Here is a 17,696-nt window from a genome sequence, read left to right on the forward strand (position 1 = left end):
GCGGCGCACGAGCCGTCATCCCCAAGATGAGGCTCGCCCAGTCAGCGGAGGCGGCGCCATGAAGATTCTTCTGATCGGGTCCGGGGGACGCGAGCATGCGCTGGCCTGGGCGATCTCGGCCTCGCCGCTCTGCGACCAGCTCTTCATCGCGCCGGGCAATCCCGGCACGGCGCAATGCGGCGAGAACGTGGTGATCGACATCGCCGATCACCAGGCGGTCGTCGCCTTCTGCCGCCTCCAGGGCGTCGGCCTTGTCGTGGTCGGGCCGGAGGGACCCCTGGTCGCCGGTATCGCCGATGATCTCCGCGCCGCCGGCATCAAGACCTTCGGGCCTTCCAGGGACGCAGCACAGCTCGAAGGCTCCAAGGGCTTCACCAAGGAGCTCTGCGCACAGTTCAATATTCCGACCGCCGCCTTCGGCCGCTTCTCGACCGCCGATACGGCCAAGGCCTATGTCGCGCGGCAAGGCGCGCCCATCGTGATCAAGGCGGACGGGCTCGCCGCCGGCAAGGGCGTGGTGATGGCGGAAACGCTGGACGAAGCCAATGCCGCGATCGAGATGATGTTCGCCGGCGGGCTCGGCGCCGCCGGAGCCGAGGTCGTGATCGAGGAGTGGATGCAGGGCGAGGAGGCGAGCTTCTTTGCGATCTGCGACGGCGCGCACGCGCTGCCGCTCGCCTCGGCTCAGGACCACAAGCGTGTCGGCGAGGGCGACACCGGCCCCAATACCGGCGGCATGGGCGCCTATTCGCCCGCCCCGGTGATGACGCCGGAGCTGGAGCAGCGGGTGATGACCGAGATCATCCACCCGACGCTGGCCGGCATGGCCAAGCGCGGCATGCCGTTCCAGGGCGTGCTCTTCGCCGGGGTGATGATCACGGCGCAGGGGCCGAAGCTGATCGAATACAATGTCCGCTTCGGCGATCCGGAATGCGAGGTGCTGATGCCGCGGCTGATGAGCGACATCGTGCCGGCGCTGCTCGCCGCCTGCGATGGCGTGCTCGGCTCGGTCGACCTGCGCTGGAAGGATCAGGCGGCCCTGACGGTGGTCATGGCGGCGAAGGGCTATCCGGCCAGGCCCGAGACCGGCAGCGTGATCCGCGGTGTCGACAGGGCGGAGGCGCAGGGCGACGTGCTGGTCTTCCATGCCGGGACCGCGCAAAAGGGCGGCGATCTCGTCTCGGCCGGCGGTCGCGTGCTCAACATCGTCGCAATGGGCAAGAGCGTCAGCGAGGCGCAGGCGAAGGCTTACCGGGCTGTGGATGCCATCGATTGGCCGGAAGGCTTCTGCCGCCGCGACATCGGCTGGCAGGCGGTGAAGCGCGAGCAGGGCTGAGCCGAGCCGCTTGTGAGCCACGGCGCGGAAGGCCAGATTGCGGTCATGGCCAGCGCGATCGACAGCTCCTCTCCTGCCGCAGTGGGCACCGGCTCTCAGCTCGCCCTGGTGCTGGGTGCGGGCGGCGCGCGGGGGCTGAGCCAGATCGCAGTTCTGGAAGCGCTGGACGAGCTGGGCGTGCGGCCGGCGCTCATCGCCGGCTGCTCGATCGGCGCGATCATCGGCGCGGCCTATGCGGCGGGGATTTCGGGCGCGGCGCTGCGCGCGCATGTGCTGTCCAGCTTCGGCGACCGCGCGCGCGTCATCCAGAGGCTCCTCGACGCCCGCATCGGCAAGCTCGCGGACCTGATGCGCGGTCTTGGAAACCCGGTGCTGATCGATGGCGAGAGGCTGCTCGACCTGTTCTGGCCGGAGGCCGTGCCGGACCGCTTCGAGGAGCTCGATATCCCCTTCACCGCAACCGCGGCCGATTATCACCGCCATACCGAGGTGAGGCTGTCGCAGGGGCCGCTGACTCCGGCTGTCGCCGCCTCGCTCGCGATTCCGGGGCTCGTGCGGCCGGTTTCTCTGGGCGGGCAGGTGCTGATCGATGGCGGGGCGATCAATCCCCTGCCCTATGAAGCGCTGCTGGCGCCGGACCGGGTCGTGCTCGCGGTCGATGTCAGCGCGCCGCCTTCGGGCAGCGGCGAGGCGCGCATTCCCGGCGCGGTCGAGGCCATCGTCGGCGCCTCGCAGATCCTGACCCGCTCGCTCGTCCAGCGCATGGTGGTCCGCCAGCCTCCGGACATCCTGATCCGCACGGCGCTGGAAGGCATTGGCGGGCTCGACTTCTTCAAGGCGAGGGCGATCCTGGCAGCAGCCGAGCCGCTGAAGGACGAGGTCAAGCGGGCTCTGGAAGCCGCGCTCTCATTGCGCTGACCGCTTCCTCCGGCGCATCGCAGCGAAAACCGGGCAGCGCCTCCGCCAGCGCCGCGCGGCCTGCCTCGGTCAGGATCAGCGCACGGCTGTCCTTGAGGCGGAGCGTCCAGCCCGCCTCGAAGCAGCGGCAAGCCAGCGCCGCCGCCAGATGCCCGGCCAGATGCGGGCGGCGCTCGCTCCAGTCGAGGCAGGGGCGCAGGGCGGCTCGGCCGGGCCTCGCCCGCGCCTCCGGATCGACGCCCAGCGCGGCAAAGACGGCCTTGCCCGAGGCTGTCAGCGCATAGCCGCCCTCCCCGGCTGAGAGATGGCCTCCCGACATCAGCGCATCATGGATGGCGATGCCGAGCCGCCCGGCGAAATGGTCGTAGCAGGTGCGGGCCTGCGCCAGCTGCGCGCCGACGCGCTGTGGCAGGCGTCGGCCGCCATCGCGGTTTGCCAGCACCATCAGCCCCTCCAGCGCCGCGGCGACCTCCAGGCCGGCCAGCCGGAAATACCGGTGGCGCCCCTGGCTCGCGACCTCGATCAGCCCGCCCTGCATCAGCTTGGCGAGATGGCCGCTCGCCGTCTGCGGGGCGACGCCGGCCAGCCAAGCCAGCTCCTTGGCCGTCAAAGCGCGCCCGTCCATGAGGGCGTGCAGCATATTGGCCCGGGCCGGATCGCCCATCAGATGGGCGATTTCGGCTAGAGAGGGAGAGGCATGGGCGCTTGGCTTGCTCATGGCCGCCATGATGCGTGGAACGGCTCCGGCTTCAAGCGCGGACGCTACGGCCGCCGCCGTAGCGTCGGCCGACGACAAGACGGTCCGGCAATGCCAGAAACGAGGCATGGACAACACGGCTCTGCTCCTCTTCATCACCGCGACCTTCGTGCTCGCCGGCTTCGTCAAGGGCGTGATCGGGCTCGGCCTGCCGACCATCGCGGTCGGAATCCTCGGCGTGGTGATGGCGCCGGCGCAGGCGGCCGCGCTGCTCGTCATCCCCAACCTCGTCACCAATGGCTGGCAGATCGCGAATGGGCCGAGCCTGAAGCCGATCCTGAGGCGGCTCTGGCCGATGCTGCTGACGATCTGCCTCGGCACCTGGGCCGGCGCCGGCCTGCTGCAACAGACCAAGGGCGGCGCCGCGACGCTGTGGCTGGGGCTCGCGCTCATCGCCTACGGACTCGTCGGGCTGAAGGCGGCGAAGCTGCGGGTGCCGGCGGGCTGGGAGGCCTGGCTCGGCCCTGTCGTGGGATGTTCCACGGGCGTGGTCACGGCAGCGACCGGCGTCTTCGTATTGCCGGCCGTGCCCTATCTGCAGGCTCTGGGCTTCGACAAGGACGAGCTGGTGCAGGCGCTCGGCCTGTCCTTCATCGTCTCGACGCTGGCGCTGTCCTTCGGGCTCTTCGGTGCGGGCGCGCTCACCTTGACCGTCGGCTGGCAATCGGCCCTCGCGCTGCTGCCAGCGCTGGCCGGGATGGCGGCCGGCCAGTTCGTGCGCAACCGGATCTCGCCGGCCGCCTTCAAACTCTGCTTCTTCGCGGGCCTGCTCGCGCTGGGCGGCTATCTGTGCTGGCGCGGCCTCACCTGACGGCCTGGCTTGCTTGCGACTTTCAAAGCGCGCCGGGCCGTTAACGCTCCACTAACCATGTCGGCGCAGCCTCTCGATGCAGCAATGGGAGCTGAGCCGGATGGACGCCTTCACCATGGTCATCGTCGCCTGCATCTCGGGCGAGCCGAACTGCATCACCTCACGCATCAACGAATCCGTATTCACGACCGCGCAGGCCTGCGAGGCCAGGATCGACGACATCACCCGAAGCATGACGCTGGAGTTCGGCAGGAGGCCGGGCTTCGAGGGCCGCGAGGTGACCTATGACGTCTCCTGCATGAACCGCACCCAGCTCGCGCAGAAGCTCGGCATCGTCACCTCGGAGACGTGAGCCTCAACGGCGCGCGCGGAAGAACTCCTTCAGCAGCGCCGCCGCCTCGCTCTCGCGCAGGCCGCCATAGACCTCGGGGGCATGATGACAGGTCGGGCTGTCATAGAGCCTGACGCCGCTCTCGACCGCTCCGCCCTTGGGGTCGACGGCTGCAAAATAGAGCCGCCGGATGCGGGAAAATGAGATCGCCGCGGCGCACATCGGGCAGGGTTCGAGGGTGACGTAGAGATCGCAGCCGATCAGCCGCTCGCTGCCGATCGCCTCGCAAGCGAGGCGCAACGCGAGCATCTCGGCATGGGCCGTGGGGTCCTTCAGCTCCAGCGTGCGGTTGCCGGCTGCCGCCAGCACCGCGCCATCGCGCACCACCACCGCGCCGACCGGCACCTCCCCGCGCGCCGCCGCCGCCTTCGCCGCGTCGAAGGCGAGGGCCATGGCATCCGTGGGAGCGGAAGGCTGCGACATCGAAAAATCCCTGTTTTGGAACTCGCAGCCGGAAAAGCCCTCTGCTACAAGCGCCGGCATCGGTTTCATCATCGCATCGGATCCGTCCGAAAAGTGGATTCCACTTTTCGGTCCGATGCTCTAGCGAATAAGCGAGCCTGGCCTTCCTGCAAAGCGGACGTGCTCGGCCGGCTCAGGAGTCATCATGGCAGACGACGACAACAGCAAAGGCCGCGGCCCCCGCAAGGGCGGCGGCGGCGGCAGCCGTGGCGGTCAAGGATCGGGCGGCCCGGGCTCTGGCAGCAGAGGCTTCGGCAGCGACAGGGCCGGCGGCAAGAGCTTCGGTGGCAAGAGCTTCGGCGCCAAGCGGCCTGCCGGAGCCGGAGCACGCAGCTTCGGAGAGCGTGGCGGGGAAGGCCGCTCCGCCCCGCCCCGCGACGGCGCCGAACGCAAGGATTCTCGCGAGGAAGGCGAACGCAGGCCGTTCCGCGGCCCGGCGGAGGGTATGGAGCGCCCCGCACGCCGCTTCGACAAGCCGGCCGGCGATCGCCCGCCCCGCCCCCGCAGCGAAGGCGAGGCCCGTCCCTTCCGCGCCCGTAGCAGCGAGGACCGTCCCCGCAGCGCCGAGCGCGGGGCCGAGCGGGGCTTCCGCCCGCGCGGCGAGACGGCCGAACGGCCGGCACGCGCCGCCGGACCGCGCCGCGAAGGCGGCGAGCGCAGCTTCGACCGCCCGAGGACCGAGCGTGGCCCGCGGCCCGAGCGCAGCGAGCGAGCGAGCCGGAGCCGCGAGGAGGCTCCCGCCGAGAGCAAGCTGATCGTCGCGCAGGAACCCGAGCGCATCGCCAAGGTGATGGCGCGTGCCGGCGTCGCCTCCCGCCGCGACAGCGAGGCGATGATCGCGGAAGGCCGCGTCAGCGTGAACGGGCAGGTGCTGGAGAGTCCCGCCTATGACGTGAAGCCGACCGATGCCGTTCTGGTCGATGGCGAGCCGCTGCCGGCGCGCGAGCGCACAAGGTTGTGGCTGTTCCACAAGCCGCGCGGCGTGGTGACCACGAATTTCGATCCCGAAGGCCGCCCGACGGTCTTCGATACGTTGCCGGAAGACCTGCCGCGGGTGCTCACCATCGGCCGCCTCGACATCAACACCGAAGGCCTGCTGCTGCTTACCAACGATGGCGGCCTTGCGCGGGTGCTGGAGCTGCCGGAAACCGGCTGGCTCAGGCGCTACCGCGTGCGCGCCTTCGGCGAGGTGACGCAGGACGTGCTCGACACGGTCAAGGACGGCGTCACCATCGAGGGCGTGCATTACGGACCGGTGGCGGCACGCTTCGAGCGCCAGCAGGGCTTCAACACCTGGCTGACCGTCGATCTGCGCGAGGGCAAGAACCGCGAGGTCAAGACCGTGCTCGAGCATCTCGGGCTGACGGTCAACCGGCTGATCCGCATCTCCTTCGGCCCGTTCCAGCTCGGCGACATGCCGGAAGGCGAGGTCGAGGAGATCCGGTCCAGGGTGCTGCAGGACCAGCTGGGTACGGAACTCACCGCAAAAGCCGGTGCCGATTTCGAAACGCCGCGCCGCGACGCCCTGCCGACCGCGCCGCCCCGCCGCGAGGCCCCGGCAGCAGAGGATCGCCCGCGCCGCCGCAACGACGGAGCCCGCCGCGACGAGGCACCTCCGACGCAGCGCCCGCGCGGCGACAAGCCGTGGACGCGCGGTGTCTGGCGCGACGAGGACGAGGCGCAGCGCCCGCGCAAGGCGCCGCCCCGCCGCGGCGCCGATCCCAAGCTCGAGCGCGAGAGCCGGGAGGCCAGCGGCGAGGTCGCGCGCAGGCGCGACAAGGCGATCGCCGATCCGAAGGGCCGGCGCGTGCTGGTCGAGCGCGTCAGCAGCACACGCGAGGAGGCTCCCGCCGAACCGGAGAGCCGGCGCAGGCCCGACCGCAAGCCGCGCAACGAGCGCGGCGAGGCCCGCCCCGCCCGCAGCGTCGAGCGCAGCTCCGGCGACAGGCCGGTGCGTCGCCCGCGCGAGGAGGCCGGCGGACGCGACCGGACCGACGAGCGGCCTTGGCAGGAACGACCTGGGCAGGAGCGACGTGGGCAGGAGCGACCTCGGCAGGACCGCGCGCCGCGCAGCGACCGACCCGCCCGCGACGGCGCCGAGCGCCCGGCGCGCCGCTTCGGCGACAAGCCGGCAGGCGACAGGCCGCGTGGCCGCAGCTTCGGCGACAAGCCTGCGGGCGGGCGCCCCTTCGGCGGCAAGCCGGGCGGTGGACGTCCTGGTGGGGGCCGCCCCGGCGGTGGACGCCCGAGCGGCGCCGGCAAGGGGCCCCGTCCGGGTGGTCCCCGAGGCCAGCGCGACTGAGCGATGCGGATCGTCGGCGGACGATTGGGCGGGCGGCCACTGGCCGGGCCGAAACCGGGGATCGGCAGCATCCGGCCGACCTCGGATCGCTTGCGCGAATCCCTCTTCAACGTGCTCGCTCACGCCTATGGTGGCGCGGTCGAGGGCGCGCGCGTGCTCGATCTCTTCGCCGGCACGGGCGCGCTCGGCTTCGAGGCGCTCTCGCGCGGCGCGGGATTTGCGCTGCTGGTCGATGACGGCACCGAGGCCCGCGGGCTTATCCGCGCGAACCAGATGGCGCTGGGGCTCGCGGGCCTGAGCCGCATCTTCCGCCGCGACGCCACGAAACTCGGCCCCATCACCGGCATGGCGTCGTTCGGACTCGTCTTCTGCGATCCTCCGTACCGCAAGGGCCTCGGCGAGAAGGCGCTCGCCTCCGCCCGCGACGGCGGCTGGCTGGAGCGGGATGCTCTGGTCGTGCTGGAAGAGGCCGCCGACAGCGAGATCAGCCTGCCCGAGGGCTTCGAGGAGATCGAGCGGCGCGCCTATGGCGAGGCGCAGGTGCTGATCCTGCGCGCGAACTGAAACGCCTGCCCGGAACGCCGTCCAGGCTCGTCCTCCAGCACCGCCCAGCCCTCTCGCCGGAGCGATCGGTGAGGCCCGTTCCGGCGGCGCTCAGAGCCCGTTGAGCGGCACCTTGAGGAAACGCTTTCCACTCGAGTCCGGCGCCGGCAATTCCCCGGCTTTCATGTTGACCTGCAGCGAGGGGATGATGAGCTTGGGCATGGCGAGCGTGCGGTCGCGCGCTTCGCGCTTCTCGACAAACTCGTCCTCGCCGATGCCATCATGCACATGGATGTTGTGCGCGCGCTGCTCGGCGACAGTGGTTTCCCAGCGGATCTCGCGGCCATTCGGCCCGTAATCGTGGCACATGAACAGCCGCGTCTGCGGCGGAAGCGACAACACACGCTTGATCGAGCGGTAGAGGGTGCGGGCGTCCCCGCCGGGGAAATCGGCCCTGGCCGAGCCGCCGTCCGGCATGAACAGCGTGTCGCCGACGAAGGCCGCGTCGCCGACGACATGCGTCATGCAGGCCGGCGTATGCCCCGGCGTGTGCATGGCGAAGGCGGTCATGCTGCCGATTGTGTAGGTATCGCCATCAGCGAAGAGCCGGTCGAACTGGCTGCCGTCGCGCTGGAACTCGGTGCCCTCGTTGAAGACCTTGCCGAAGGTTTCCTGGACGACGGTGATCTGGTCGCCGATCCCGATCCTGCCGCCGAGCTTGCCCTGAATATAAGGCGCTGCCGAGAGGTGGTCGGCGTGGACATGGGTCTCGATCAGCCATTCGAGCGTGAGAGCGTGCTCGCGGATGAAGGCGATGATCTCGTCCGCCGATTCATAGGCGATCCTGCCGGCGGCGTAGTCGATGTCCATGACCGAGTCGATGACCGCGCAGGCCTGCGAGGCCGGATCCTTGACGACATAGCTCACGGTGTTCGTCGCCTCGTCAAAGAAGGCGGTCACCTCCGGCCTGGTCGCGAGGTCGACGGCGCGGGGAACGCTTTGCATGGGAAATCTCCTCAGCTGCGAGGTAATGGCAACGGCGGCGGCAGGGCGTGACGGATGGCGAGCCGGCGGGCGAGCGCCATGCCGATCAGCATGGCCGCGACGAAGACAAGGGCCGGCAGCCCGCCGGTGACGACGGAGACCAGCGCGGGCCCGGGGCAGAAGCCGGCGAGCCCCCAGCCGATGCCGAATAGCGCCGCCCCGGTGACGAGCCGGACATCCGGACGATTGGCGGGAGGCAGCGCAAAGCGATCCGCCAGCAGCGGCCGGCTTCGCCCGAGCACGAGGCGGTAACCGATCATCGTCACTCCGATGCCACCGGCCATGACGAAAAGGAGACTGGGATCCCAGTTGCCGCCCGGGATGGCTCCCAGATCGAGAAAGGCCAGGACCTTGGCCGGATCGGCCATGCCGGCGACGATCAGCCCCGTGCCGAAGACGAGCCCGACCAGAAATTGGATGGCGACGGACATGACAGGCTCACAGCAGGTGACGGGCGATGAAGACGGTCGCGATCGCGGTTGCCATGAAGACGGCCACCGCGACGGCCGAGCGCAGGGAGAAGCGGGACAAGCCGCAGATTCCATGGCCCGACGTGCAGCCATTGCCCCAGACCGAGCCGAAGCCGACCAGGAGCCCCGCCACGACCAGAACCGGCGCACTCGCGCCGATCTGCGGGACAGGCCAGGTGCCGGTGATCGTCACATAGGCGACGGGCGCCGCGACGAGCCCCAGGACCATCGCGATCCGCCCGGCGACCTGGCCATCGCGCTCCGGCGGCAACAGCCGCGAAACGATGCCGCTGATCCCGGCAATGCGGCCCTGGAACAGCATCAGCATCACGGCAGAGAGGCCGATCAGGGCGCCGCCCACCAGCGAGGCGAGCGGCGTGAAGCCGCTGACGGTCACGACGCCGGCCCGGTCCGGCAGGTCTTGATGCCCAGCAGGCTATAGGCAGGGCAGAAACGGATGGCGGCCGTCAGGAGCATCACCACTCCCCAGGCCGTCAGCGCGTACTTCCACGCTCCCAAGGGCGCCACCCAACCCGCCAGCGGCGGCACGAAGGCAGCGGCGACGAGCAGGGCGCCGACGATGAACCGAAGCATGCGATCGAGCGAACCGACATTGACCATGGCCGCCTCCTTTGGCGTTTCACAATATCCGACCACTCATATATAAATAACTGAATATGTCAATCCGGCGGCCCGATTTTCCGGAGGGCGCTGTCAGGCAGGCTTGATCGGCTCCAGTTCCATCGGCACGGCGAAGGTGTCGCCCTTCTGGCCGATCAGCATGACGGTGAAGTCCTGCGTCTCCCTGACGAAGGCGGAATGGGGGCGCGGTGCCGCGCATGCGCCATGTTCTTGGCGGCGGCGCGCGCATGTTCGCGAGCACCTGAAGCTTCATCCGGCCGACATCGCATCACTCCGCGAAGGTCAGGTGGAGGTTGAGATGGCGGCCGGCGCGGGCCGCCGTGCCGGCCGGAATCGCGACGGTGGTGCCCTGCTGCGCGACCACGGCCGGATCGAGCGCTTCGCCGCGCCGGGCGCACGAGGTCGCCCGGCCGCGTCCTGACCGGGCGGCGCCATCGATCGGCCCGCTTGTAACATTTCACAACATATCTATAATGCCCGGCACCGCACCCGGCCCCCGAGGCCGAGAAGAAGCGGGCCTTGGGAGAGCGCGCCTGTTTCAGGCGCTCCGAGAACCCACGACTGTTCAGGCGATCTGCGCCAACGCCGCCACCGGTTCGCCCGCTGGCGGCTCTGCGCGCCGGCGCCTCGCATGGCCAATCAATCGGTCCCGGGCAACGGGCATTTCGGAGGACGTCACCATGAAACTGACGCGACGCACCATGCTCGCGGCCGCCGGAGCGACAGCAGCGCTCGGTGCCACCCACGCCTTCGCGCAGGGCAAAACGACCATCACCTTCGCTGCCGCGACCTTCGCGGAAGCCGGCCGGGGCGACAAGCTCAAGGCCTGGATCGAGAAATTCAACGCCTCGCAGGACAAGGTCGAGGTGCAGCCGGTGGCGATCCCGTTCTCGCAGCTCGCCAATACCGTCTTCACCCAGATGGGCGGCGGCGGCGGGCCCGACCTCGTCCGCTTCGACCAGACCGATTTCTTCGCGGCCCTTCCGGCCAAGCGGATCCTGCCGATCGACGATCTGGTCGAGCCCGGCAAATACACCTTCCAGGCGCCCGACAAGTTCCTCAACGTCGAGGGCAAGCGCTATGGCGTGGTGTTCGAGCTTGCCAACTACCAACTCATCTACAACCCGGCGCTGCTGAAGGGCGGCGAACCGCCGAAGACCTTCCAGGAGTTCCTCGCCGCCGCCAAGGAAGCGACCGGCAAGGGCAATTTCGGCTACGCCTTCCGCGCGACCATGCCCGAGCGTTCGGGCTTCTGGCAGGACCTGACGAACTACGTCTACGGCTTCGGCGGGAACTGGGCCGACGGCAAGCAGCTCACCCTCAACAGCCCCAAGGTCGTCGAGGCGATCACCGCCTACAAGCAGGTCTATGACGCCGGCGTGATCCCGAAGGGGGCTGATGCGGCGACCTATCGCCGGATGTTCTGGGAAGGCAAGATCGCCATGAACATCGACAATGGCGGCGTCGCCGGCATCTTCGCCGCGCAGAACCCGAACCTCGGCTTCAAGGCGGCGCCCTCGCCCTTCCCGAACCGGCAGCAGGGGCTGATCCTGACCGCGCTCTCGGTCAACGCCAACACCAAGAACAAGGCGGCCTGCGGGGTCTTCATCAACTGGATGCTGCAGCAGGCGGCGCAGAGCGAATTGCAGGGCATCCTCGGCGCGGCCAGCGTGGCCACGGCGGTCGAGCGGCCCAAGGCCGATCTGGAGCGGTCGCCCTGGCTCGGCGTCTACGATGCGCAGACTCCCTATGCGCTCCCGCAGCTCGTGCTCGGCTTCGAGACCAAGACGCTGGAGATCCAGCAGATCGTGGTCGAACAGGTGCTGAAGATCCTCGTCGGCAATGCCGATGTGAAGAAGACCATGGACGAGGTGCAGTCCCTGGCGCTGAAGCGCATCGAGCGGCAGTGAGCCCATGAGCAACACCGCCAGCCCCGCGACGGCGACGGCCGGGCGCGTCCCCCGTCTCGGGGGGCGCGACCGGGAGAGCCGCTGGACGCCCTATCTGTTCATCGCGCCCGTCGCGCTCTACCTGGCGGTGTTCCAGGGTTACCCGCTGATCAGCGAGTTCATCCTCAGCTTCCAGCAGAGCTCGCTGCTCGCGCCGCAGGATGCCCGCTTCGTGGGCTTGCGCAACTACCACGACCTCGCCTCCTCCAGCGATTTCGCATCCGTGCTCTGGACCACGCTGATCTACACGATCGCCTGCGTCGTCTTTGCGATCTCGCTGGGGCTGGGAGCGGCGCTGCTGCTCGACCGGCCGTTTCGCGGGCGGGGGCTGGCGCGGGCGCTGGTCACCGTGCCCTGGGCCGCGCCGCCGGTGGCGGTCGCGACCATCTTCGCCTGGATGCTCAATGCCCAGTACGGCATCTTCAACCATGTGCTGAAGCTGATGGATCTCGAGATCGGCTATGAGAGCTGGCTCGACAACCCGAAGCTCGCCTTGCCGGCCGTGCTGTTCACCACCGTCTGGCAGATCTTTCCCTTCTCCTCGGTCGTGCTTCTTGCGGCACTGCAGGGCGTCTCGGAAGAGGTGCGCGAGGCGGCGCAGATGGACGGGGCCGACCGCTTCAGCATCTTCAAGGTCGCCGTCTGGCCGACGATCCAGCCGACGGTGGCGCTGCTGGCGCTCTTCGTCACGATCTGGTCGCTGCGCCGTTTCGACCTGATCTGGGTGATGACGCAGGGCGGGCCGATCGGAGCCACCAAGACGCTGGTCATCGAGCTCTATACGCGCGGCTTCGTCGCCCGCGAGCTCGGCGAGGCGGCCGCCGTCGGCATGATCGGGCTGACCATCGCCCTCGTCGTGACCTTCGTCTATTTCTGGTACACGCAGCGCACCGAGCGCGCGCAGGGGCGCCGCTGATGAAGACCCCCGCCTCCCATGCGCTGCGCATGGCGCTGATCATGGTGCTGCTCAGTGCTGCGCTGTTCCCGATCTACTGGATGGTCGTGACCTCGCTGACCTCCTCGGCGAACCTCTTCGCCGACCGTCCCCAGATGGTCCCCGATCCTGCCCAGGCCTTCAACTATGCCGAGACCTTCGCCAAGACCGGCGTGCTGCTCTGGCTGAAGAACAGCGCGATCGTGGCGATCGGCACGATGGTGCTGTCGATCCTGCTGGCCATCCTGCCCGCCTATGCGCTCTCGCGCTTCAGGTTCCACGGCAAGGGCGTGCTCGGCTTCGTGCTGTTCGCGACCCAGATGCTGCCCGAGGCGATGCTGGTGGTGCCGCTGTACGCCATCTTCGCCAAGCTGCTGCTGCTCGACACGCTGGGCGGGCTTATCCTGGCGAATGCCGCCTTCACGGTCCCGGTCATCACCTGGATCCTGAAGGGCGCGATCGACGGCGTGCCGCTCGAAATCGAGGAAGCTGCCCGCATCGACGGCTGCTCGCGGCTCGACATCGTGCTCGGCATCGTGCTGCCCATTGTTGCGCCGACGCTCGCGGCCGCATCGGTCATCGCCTTCTTCCATGGCTGGAACGAGTACGTCTTCGCCCAGACGCTGATCCTCAGCCAGGAGCTCCGCACCGCCTCGGTCGGCCTCGCCAGTTTCGTCGGCGAGCTTTCGACCCCGATCCACACCGTCATGGCGATCGGCGTGATGTACACGCTGCCCGCCGTCGCCTTCTACCTGATGGTCCAGCGCTATGTCGTGGCCGGCATGACCGCCGGCAGCGTCAAGGGCTGAGGAAAACAAGCATCATGGCCTCGATCACGCTCAACCACGTCGCCAAGCATTTCGGCCCCAAGGTCGCGATCGCCGATATCGACCTGAATGTGAAGGACGGGGAGTTCCTCGTCCTGCTCGGCCCCTCCGGCTGCGGCAAGTCCACCTTGCTGCGCATGCTGGCCGGGCTGGAGACCGTCACCTCCGGCGAAATCCATGTCGGGGGCAAGCGCGTCGACCAACTGCCGCCGAGCGCCCGCGACATGGCCTTCGTCTTCCAGTCCTATGCGCTGTACCCGCATATGACGGTGCGCCGGAACATCGCCTTCCCGCTGATCATGCGGCAGTTCAAATGGTGGTTCCACCTTCCCGTCATCGGCGGGCTAGCCAAGCGCCGCATCGAGCGCTCGCCGGCCGTGAGCGACCTCGTCGAAAAGACGGCGAAGACGCTGTCGCTGACCGAGATGCTCGACCGCTACCCGCGCACGCTCTCGGGCGGCCAGCGCCAGCGCGTCGCGCTCGGGCGCGCCATGGTGCGCCAGCCCGAGGTCTTCCTGATGGACGAGCCTCTTTCCAACCTCGACGCCAAGCTGCGCTCGGCGATGCGGGCGGAAATCACGCGCCTCCACCAGCGCGTCGGCGGCACCTTCGTCTATGTGACTCATGACCAGGTCGAGGCGATGACCATGGGCACGCGCATTGCCCTGATGCGCGACGGCGTCATCCAGCAATTCGGCACGCCGCGCGAGATCTACACCTCTCCCGCCAACACCTATGTCGCCCGCTTCATCGGCACGCCGCCGATGAACCTGATCGAGGGCCGGATCGAGGGGAATGCCATCCGCATCGGCGAAGCGCTGCTGCCCCTGCCCGCCCGGCTGCTGGCGGCAGCGCAGGCGGCCAAGGCGCCTTCCGTCCTGCTTGGCATCCGCCCCGGAGCGCTTGCGATCGGGCCGGCCGGCGCGGCGGGCGGGCTGGCGGGCAGCGTCAGCTTCGTCGAGCATGTCGGAGCGGAATCCGTCATCGCCGTCGGACTCGCGCAGGCGCGCACCGCTCATCCCGAGGAGGGCGAGGTTCCCGGCGAGATCATGGTCACCACCTCCGGCTACAGCGAGCTGGCGCGGGGCGAGGCCGTTTCCCTCTCGCTCGACCTGTCGGAAACCGTCCTGTTCTCTGCAGAGACCGGCCACCGCCTGGACCCCGGCCCCGCCTTTGGCTGATACCGGAAGGCCTGCGGCTCAGGAACCCCTCCCCATCCTCGCGGGTTGCGGTTGGTGGCAGGCGCCCAGTCGCCTTTTTGCGAGCCCCGATATGGTTCGGGAGGTTGCGGCTTGGCTGGGCGCCGAAAGGGGTTGTTGGAGATGTCCGAACTGAACGAGGCCGAAGCCTCTCTGGTCGAGCGCCTGCTCGACATCATCGCGCGGGAAGGCCTGGTCGATCGTGCGAAGCTCGAGATGTCTGCGGATGTTACGGACATCGGGTTGTCGCAGGACGACCTGACGCTCGTCGGCAATGCGATCGAGCGCGAGTTCGATCGCGACATGCTGCATGATGATGCGCTTCATGCCTGCAAGTCGGTGCGGGAGCTCATCGAACTGATCGCCGGCCGGGTGGCTGAAACAGACACGCCATTGCCGAACAGCCCCGGCGCCTGAGCGGAGCCGTCCTCAAGCGGAGCAAAGGCGCTTGAGCGCCTCCTTCAGCGATAGAAGGTCCAGAGCAGGCTCTCGCTCAGTTCCTTGAGCGCTTCCACCGCATCGGGCCTTTCCCTGGCGATGGCCGCAATCAGCGCGTCGGCCAAGGCGAGGATCGCCGTCGGCGAGTTGGGCAACAGGCGGCTCCGCGCCGGCGCGAAGAGCGCGACATCGGCGATCGGCGCCAGGGGCGATGTCGGGCTGTCGGTCAAGGCCAGCACCGAGGCGCCGCGCTTCTTGGCGAAGGTCGCGAGGTCGAGCGTCGCCCGCGAATAGCGCGGCACGGAGATGGCCACGACGAGGTCGTCCGGCCTGGCCGACATCATGTGCCGGATCGCCCGCTCCGGGCCGGTGCGCGAGGAGGCGAAGGTCACATCCGCGTCGAGATAGAGCGCCAGTCCATCTTCCAGGAACGACGCGACATGGTGGCTCGCGCCGGAGGCCGCGATGAAGACCCGCGACGCCTTGAGCAGCAGCGCGACGGCCTGAGTCACAGCCGCCTCGTCGAGGCTGTCGCGTGCCGCCTGCAGATTGGTTGCCTGATCGGCGAGCGCGGCGGTGAAGGTTGCGAAGGTCGAGCCGGGCGCGGCGCGGGCTCCGGCGAAATTGTCCACCGGCTCGTGAGCGAATTTCAGCGCGGCAGACAGGGCCGCGCGGAATTCGCCGTAGCCACCATAGCCGAGTGCCCTGACGAAGCGCGTGACGGTCGCGTTCGAAGTCCCGCTGCCCTCGGCCAGCCCCTCGATCGTCATCGTCGCGACGTCGAGCGGATGCTGGAGCACGAAATCGGCAGCGCGGCGGTGGCCATTGCTCAGCGACGGATAGATCCGCGCGATCCGGTTCGAGAGATCGGTGGAGGGTTTCAGGCCTTGGGACATCCGCCCTTTTCCATCGCTCTCGCCGGTTGACGTTCAAAAATTTTCATGTTTGCTAACCGACGAAAATAAACCTGTCAAAGATGAACGGGAGCGGGTCTCATCATGCGTCGGTCGATCTTCGCCCTGGCCCTGGCCACGGCATCCTTGTCCTCGATCTGCGCCTCGGCGCAGACTCTGCGGATCGCGCTCGCCTCCGAGCCGACGGCGGTCGATCCGCATTACCACGATCTGACGCCCAACAACGCGCTGGCGCAGCATATCTTCGATTCGCTGGTGCGTCAGGACGAGCAGCAGAAGCTGCATCCGAGCCTCGCATCCTCCTGGGAAAACGACGGCAAGAACCGCTGGACCTTCAAGCTGCGCGATGGCGTCACCTTCTCTAACGGCAAGCCGTTCACCGCCGAGGACGTGGTCTTCACCTTCTGCCGCACGCTGAAGAACGAGACCAAGGTTTCCGATTCCTTCGCCGACGTGACCGGCAATTTCGCCTCAGTCGAGGCGCCGGATCCCAAGACCCTGGTGATCACGACCACCAACCCCGAGCCGCTGCTGCCGAACCTGCTATCGGCGCTGCCGATCCTCTCGGCTAGCATCGTCGAGCATGGGCCGATCAGCTACGACATCGCCAAGAATTGCGGCGTGACCGGCCCTTGGCCGACCGTCAGCGGCTTCAATGACGGCACGCTCGCCATCGGCACCGGCCCCTACAAGCTGAAGTCCTATTCGCGCGGCTCGTCGATCGAGCTCGAGCGCAACCCAAGCTATTGGGGCAAGGCCGAGCCCTGGGCGAACGTGCGCCTGCTGCCGGTGACCAATGCCGGCCCGCGCCTCGCCGGCCTGCTCGCCGGCGACTACGACGTGATCGAGAACCCGGCGGCGCGCGATCTCGGCCGCATCAAGAACGACAAGCGGTTCGCCTCGGTGGTCACGCCCTCGACCCGCGTGATCTATTTCCAGCTCGATGTTGCCCGCGACCAGAGCCCTTTCGTCAAGGCCGAAGACGGTAAGAGCCCGCTGAAGGATGTCCGCGTCCGCAAGGCGATGTCGCTCGCCATCGACCGCGACGCCATCGTGAAGCGCATCATGGATGGGGCGGCTGAGCCGGCCTATCAGTACCTGCCGACCGGCATGTTCGGCACGCAGGCCAAGCCGGAGAAGCTGGCCTACGACCCCGCCCAGGCGAAGAAGCTGCTCGCCGAGGCCGGCTACGAGAAGGGCTTCCAGCTTACGCTCTCGAGCACCAATGACCGCTACATCAACGACAGCCAGATCACCCAGGCCGTCGCCCAGTACCTGACGCAGATCGGCATCAAGACCGAGGTCGATGCGATGACCCGCGCGATCTATTTCCCGCGCCGGGCCAAGAAGGAGTTCTCCGTCGCGCTCGGCGGCTGGGGTTCCGGCACCGGCGAGGCGGCCTCCTTCCTTCGCCAGTGGCCGCCGACCCCCAACGAGGCCAAGACCATCGGCGGCTCGAACTATGGCGGCTACAAGAACGACAGGTTCGACACCCTGATCCGCGAGGCGATCACCACCCTCGACGACGCCAAGCGCGACCAGCTCCTGCAGGAGGCGGGCAAGATCGTGCTCGCGGACTACGCCTTCATCCCGATCCATTTCGAGAGCGGCATCTGGGCGTTCAAGTCTGAGCTCGATGTGAAGGGCCGCGCCGACCAGCTCATGCTGGCGATGTCGGTGAAACCGAAGGCGAAGTAGGCCTGCTCCACCAGAACGAGAACGGGCCGCCCCGTGAGGACGGTCCGGATGCGATGCGCCA

General features: G+C 68.5%; 20 protein-coding genes. 13 read left to right on the forward strand and 7 right to left on the reverse strand.

The window, feature by feature from the left end; translation table 11 throughout:
• Positions 1-58 precede the first annotated feature (58 nt).
• Together purD and BW981_RS02000 are read left to right on the forward strand one after the other, a co-directional pair.
• On the forward strand, positions 59-1,336 hold the full coding sequence (gene purD / locus BW981_RS01995; RefSeq protein ID WP_076435777.1) for a phosphoribosylamine--glycine ligase: 1,278 nt from the start codon (positions 59-61) through the stop codon (positions 1,334-1,336).
• 45 nt (positions 1,337-1,381) lie between these two features.
• Complete coding sequence (locus tag BW981_RS02000; RefSeq protein WP_076435779.1) at positions 1,382-2,254, forward strand: patatin-like phospholipase family protein; 873 nt, start codon at positions 1,382-1,384, stop codon at positions 2,252-2,254.
• On the opposite strand, the gene BW981_RS02005 is transcribed toward BW981_RS02000, so the two are convergent.
• Entirely contained in the window at positions 2,217-2,972 is a 756-nt protein-coding gene (locus BW981_RS02005; protein ID WP_083712164.1) for an ArsR/SmtB family transcription factor, read from the reverse strand. The genes BW981_RS02000 and BW981_RS02005 overlap by 38 nt on opposite strands.
• 106 nt (positions 2,973-3,078) lie before the next feature.
• On the opposite strand from BW981_RS02005, the gene BW981_RS02010 reads away from it, so the two are divergent.
• Both BW981_RS02010 and BW981_RS02015 read left to right on the forward strand, forming a co-directional pair.
• Positions 3,079-3,822, forward strand: coding sequence for a sulfite exporter TauE/SafE family protein (locus BW981_RS02010; RefSeq protein ID WP_076435783.1), 744 nt, complete (start codon positions 3,079-3,081; stop codon positions 3,820-3,822).
• A 100-nt stretch (positions 3,823-3,922) separates the two neighbouring features.
• Entirely contained in the window at positions 3,923-4,174 is a 252-nt protein-coding gene (locus BW981_RS02015) for a hypothetical protein (RefSeq protein WP_139333580.1), read from the forward strand.
• A gap of 3 nt (positions 4,175-4,177) precedes the next feature.
• Here the strand turns inward: BW981_RS02015 and BW981_RS02020 are convergent, their stop codons facing one another.
• Positions 4,178-4,636: a nucleoside deaminase gene (locus BW981_RS02020; RefSeq protein ID WP_076436721.1), complete on the reverse strand. Its 459-nt coding sequence runs from the start codon at positions 4,634-4,636 to the stop codon at positions 4,178-4,180.
• 184 nt (positions 4,637-4,820) lie between these two features.
• Here BW981_RS02020 and BW981_RS02025 point away from each other — a divergent pair, with 184 nt between their 5' ends.
• Both BW981_RS02025 and rsmD read left to right on the forward strand, forming a co-directional pair.
• Entirely contained in the window at positions 4,821-6,977 is a 2,157-nt protein-coding gene (locus BW981_RS02025; RefSeq protein ID WP_175624022.1) for a pseudouridine synthase, read from the forward strand.
• A 3-nt stretch (positions 6,978-6,980) separates the two neighbouring features.
• Positions 6,981-7,541, forward strand: a complete 561-nt coding sequence (rsmD, locus tag BW981_RS02030) for a 16S rRNA (guanine(966)-N(2))-methyltransferase RsmD (RefSeq protein ID WP_076435786.1) — start codon at positions 6,981-6,983, stop codon at positions 7,539-7,541.
• 90 nt (positions 7,542-7,631) lie between these two features.
• Here rsmD and BW981_RS02035 read toward each other — a convergent pair whose 3' ends face one another.
• From BW981_RS02035 to BW981_RS02050, 4 genes are read right to left on the reverse strand one after another with little or no spacing between them, the layout of a single operon-like run.
• Entirely contained in the window at positions 7,632-8,525 is an 894-nt protein-coding gene (locus BW981_RS02035) for an MBL fold metallo-hydrolase (protein ID WP_076435788.1), read from the reverse strand.
• An 11-nt stretch (positions 8,526-8,536) separates the two neighbouring features.
• Positions 8,537-8,995, reverse strand: coding sequence for a DUF6691 family protein (locus tag BW981_RS02040; RefSeq protein ID WP_076435789.1), 459 nt, complete (start codon positions 8,993-8,995; stop codon positions 8,537-8,539).
• Between the two features lie 7 nt (positions 8,996-9,002).
• Positions 9,003-9,431, reverse strand: a complete 429-nt coding sequence (locus BW981_RS02045) for a YeeE/YedE family protein (RefSeq protein ID WP_076435791.1) — start codon at positions 9,429-9,431, stop codon at positions 9,003-9,005.
• A complete protein-coding gene (locus tag BW981_RS02050) occupies positions 9,428-9,655 on the reverse strand; it encodes a YgaP family membrane protein (protein ID WP_076435792.1) in 228 nt (75 codons plus the stop codon). Before BW981_RS02050 ends, BW981_RS02045 begins: the two co-directional genes overlap by 4 nt.
• A gap of 103 nt (positions 9,656-9,758) precedes the next feature.
• On the opposite strand from BW981_RS02050, the gene BW981_RS22920 reads away from it, so the two are divergent.
• The 6 genes from BW981_RS22920 (at position 9,759) to BW981_RS02075 (ending at position 15,002) form a co-directional block, all read left to right on the forward strand.
• Complete coding sequence (locus tag BW981_RS22920; protein ID WP_175624023.1) at positions 9,759-10,097, forward strand: hypothetical protein; 339 nt, start codon at positions 9,759-9,761, stop codon at positions 10,095-10,097.
• A 259-nt stretch (positions 10,098-10,356) separates the two neighbouring features.
• Positions 10,357-11,586, forward strand: a complete 1,230-nt coding sequence (locus BW981_RS02055; RefSeq protein ID WP_076435794.1) for an ABC transporter substrate-binding protein — start codon at positions 10,357-10,359, stop codon at positions 11,584-11,586.
• A 4-nt stretch (positions 11,587-11,590) separates the two neighbouring features.
• Positions 11,591-12,541 carry a carbohydrate ABC transporter permease gene (locus tag BW981_RS02060; RefSeq protein ID WP_076435796.1) on the forward strand — a complete coding sequence of 317 codons (951 nt, stop codon included), beginning with the start codon at positions 11,591-11,593 and terminating at the stop codon, positions 12,539-12,541.
• A complete protein-coding gene (locus tag BW981_RS02065; protein WP_076435797.1) occupies positions 12,541-13,368 on the forward strand; it encodes a carbohydrate ABC transporter permease in 828 nt (275 codons plus the stop codon). Before BW981_RS02060 ends, BW981_RS02065 begins: the two co-directional genes overlap by 1 nt.
• A 14-nt stretch (positions 13,369-13,382) precedes the next feature.
• The gene (locus BW981_RS02070) at positions 13,383-14,567 is read left to right on the forward strand and encodes an ABC transporter ATP-binding protein (protein WP_076435799.1); all 1,185 of its coding nucleotides are present in this window, start codon (positions 13,383-13,385) and stop codon (positions 14,565-14,567) included.
• A gap of 141 nt (positions 14,568-14,708) precedes the next feature.
• The gene (locus BW981_RS02075) at positions 14,709-15,002 is read left to right on the forward strand and encodes a hypothetical protein (protein WP_076435801.1); all 294 of its coding nucleotides are present in this window, start codon (positions 14,709-14,711) and stop codon (positions 15,000-15,002) included.
• 44 nt (positions 15,003-15,046) lie between these two features.
• Here the strand turns inward: BW981_RS02075 and BW981_RS02080 are convergent, their stop codons facing one another.
• Positions 15,047-15,919: a MurR/RpiR family transcriptional regulator gene (locus BW981_RS02080; RefSeq protein ID WP_076435802.1), complete on the reverse strand. Its 873-nt coding sequence runs from the start codon at positions 15,917-15,919 to the stop codon at positions 15,047-15,049.
• Between the two features lie 102 nt (positions 15,920-16,021).
• On the opposite strand from BW981_RS02080, the gene BW981_RS02085 reads away from it, so the two are divergent.
• Positions 16,022-17,635 carry an ABC transporter substrate-binding protein gene (locus tag BW981_RS02085; RefSeq protein ID WP_076435804.1) on the forward strand — a complete coding sequence of 538 codons (1,614 nt, stop codon included), beginning with the start codon at positions 16,022-16,024 and terminating at the stop codon, positions 17,633-17,635.
• Positions 17,636-17,696 lie beyond the last annotated feature (61 nt).

Source organism: Allobosea sp. TND4EK4, from assembly GCF_900156025.1.
Classification (GTDB): domain Bacteria; phylum Pseudomonadota; class Alphaproteobacteria; order Rhizobiales; family Beijerinckiaceae; genus Allobosea.

What these genes read in the sequence shown, in the direction of transcription:
- purD (WP_076435777.1), top strand. Translation starts at nt 59, where the DNA reads ATGAAGATTCTTCTGATCGGGTCCGGGGGACGCGAGCATGCGCTGGCC.
- BW981_RS02000 (WP_076435779.1), top strand. Translation starts at nt 1,382, where the DNA reads ATGGCCAGCGCGATCGACAGCTCCTCTCCTGCCGCAGTGGGCACCGGC.
- BW981_RS02005 (WP_083712164.1), bottom strand. Translation starts at nt 2,972, where the DNA reads ATGAGCAAGCCAAGCGCCCATGCCTCTCCCTCTCTAGCCGAAATCGCC.
- BW981_RS02010 (WP_076435783.1), top strand. Translation starts at nt 3,079, where the DNA reads ATGGACAACACGGCTCTGCTCCTCTTCATCACCGCGACCTTCGTGCTC.
- BW981_RS02015 (WP_139333580.1), top strand. Translation starts at nt 3,923, where the DNA reads ATGGACGCCTTCACCATGGTCATCGTCGCCTGCATCTCGGGCGAGCCG.
- BW981_RS02020 (WP_076436721.1), bottom strand. Translation starts at nt 4,636, where the DNA reads ATGTCGCAGCCTTCCGCTCCCACGGATGCCATGGCCCTCGCCTTCGAC.
- BW981_RS02025 (WP_175624022.1), top strand. Translation starts at nt 4,821, where the DNA reads ATGGCAGACGACGACAACAGCAAAGGCCGCGGCCCCCGCAAGGGCGGC.
- rsmD (WP_076435786.1), top strand. Translation starts at nt 6,981, where the DNA reads ATGCGGATCGTCGGCGGACGATTGGGCGGGCGGCCACTGGCCGGGCCG.
- BW981_RS02035 (WP_076435788.1), bottom strand. Translation starts at nt 8,525, where the DNA reads ATGCAAAGCGTTCCCCGCGCCGTCGACCTCGCGACCAGGCCGGAGGTG.
- BW981_RS02040 (WP_076435789.1), bottom strand. Translation starts at nt 8,995, where the DNA reads ATGTCCGTCGCCATCCAATTTCTGGTCGGGCTCGTCTTCGGCACGGGG.
- BW981_RS02050 (WP_076435792.1), bottom strand. Translation starts at nt 9,655, where the DNA reads ATGGTCAATGTCGGTTCGCTCGATCGCATGCTTCGGTTCATCGTCGGC.
- BW981_RS02055 (WP_076435794.1), top strand. Translation starts at nt 10,357, where the DNA reads ATGAAACTGACGCGACGCACCATGCTCGCGGCCGCCGGAGCGACAGCA.
- BW981_RS02060 (WP_076435796.1), top strand. Translation starts at nt 11,591, where the DNA reads ATGAGCAACACCGCCAGCCCCGCGACGGCGACGGCCGGGCGCGTCCCC.
- BW981_RS02065 (WP_076435797.1), top strand. Translation starts at nt 12,541, where the DNA reads ATGAAGACCCCCGCCTCCCATGCGCTGCGCATGGCGCTGATCATGGTG.
- BW981_RS02070 (WP_076435799.1), top strand. Translation starts at nt 13,383, where the DNA reads ATGGCCTCGATCACGCTCAACCACGTCGCCAAGCATTTCGGCCCCAAG.
- BW981_RS02075 (WP_076435801.1), top strand. Translation starts at nt 14,709, where the DNA reads ATGTCCGAACTGAACGAGGCCGAAGCCTCTCTGGTCGAGCGCCTGCTC.
- BW981_RS02080 (WP_076435802.1), bottom strand. Translation starts at nt 15,919, where the DNA reads ATGTCCCAAGGCCTGAAACCCTCCACCGATCTCTCGAACCGGATCGCG.
- BW981_RS02085 (WP_076435804.1), top strand. Translation starts at nt 16,022, where the DNA reads ATGCGTCGGTCGATCTTCGCCCTGGCCCTGGCCACGGCATCCTTGTCC.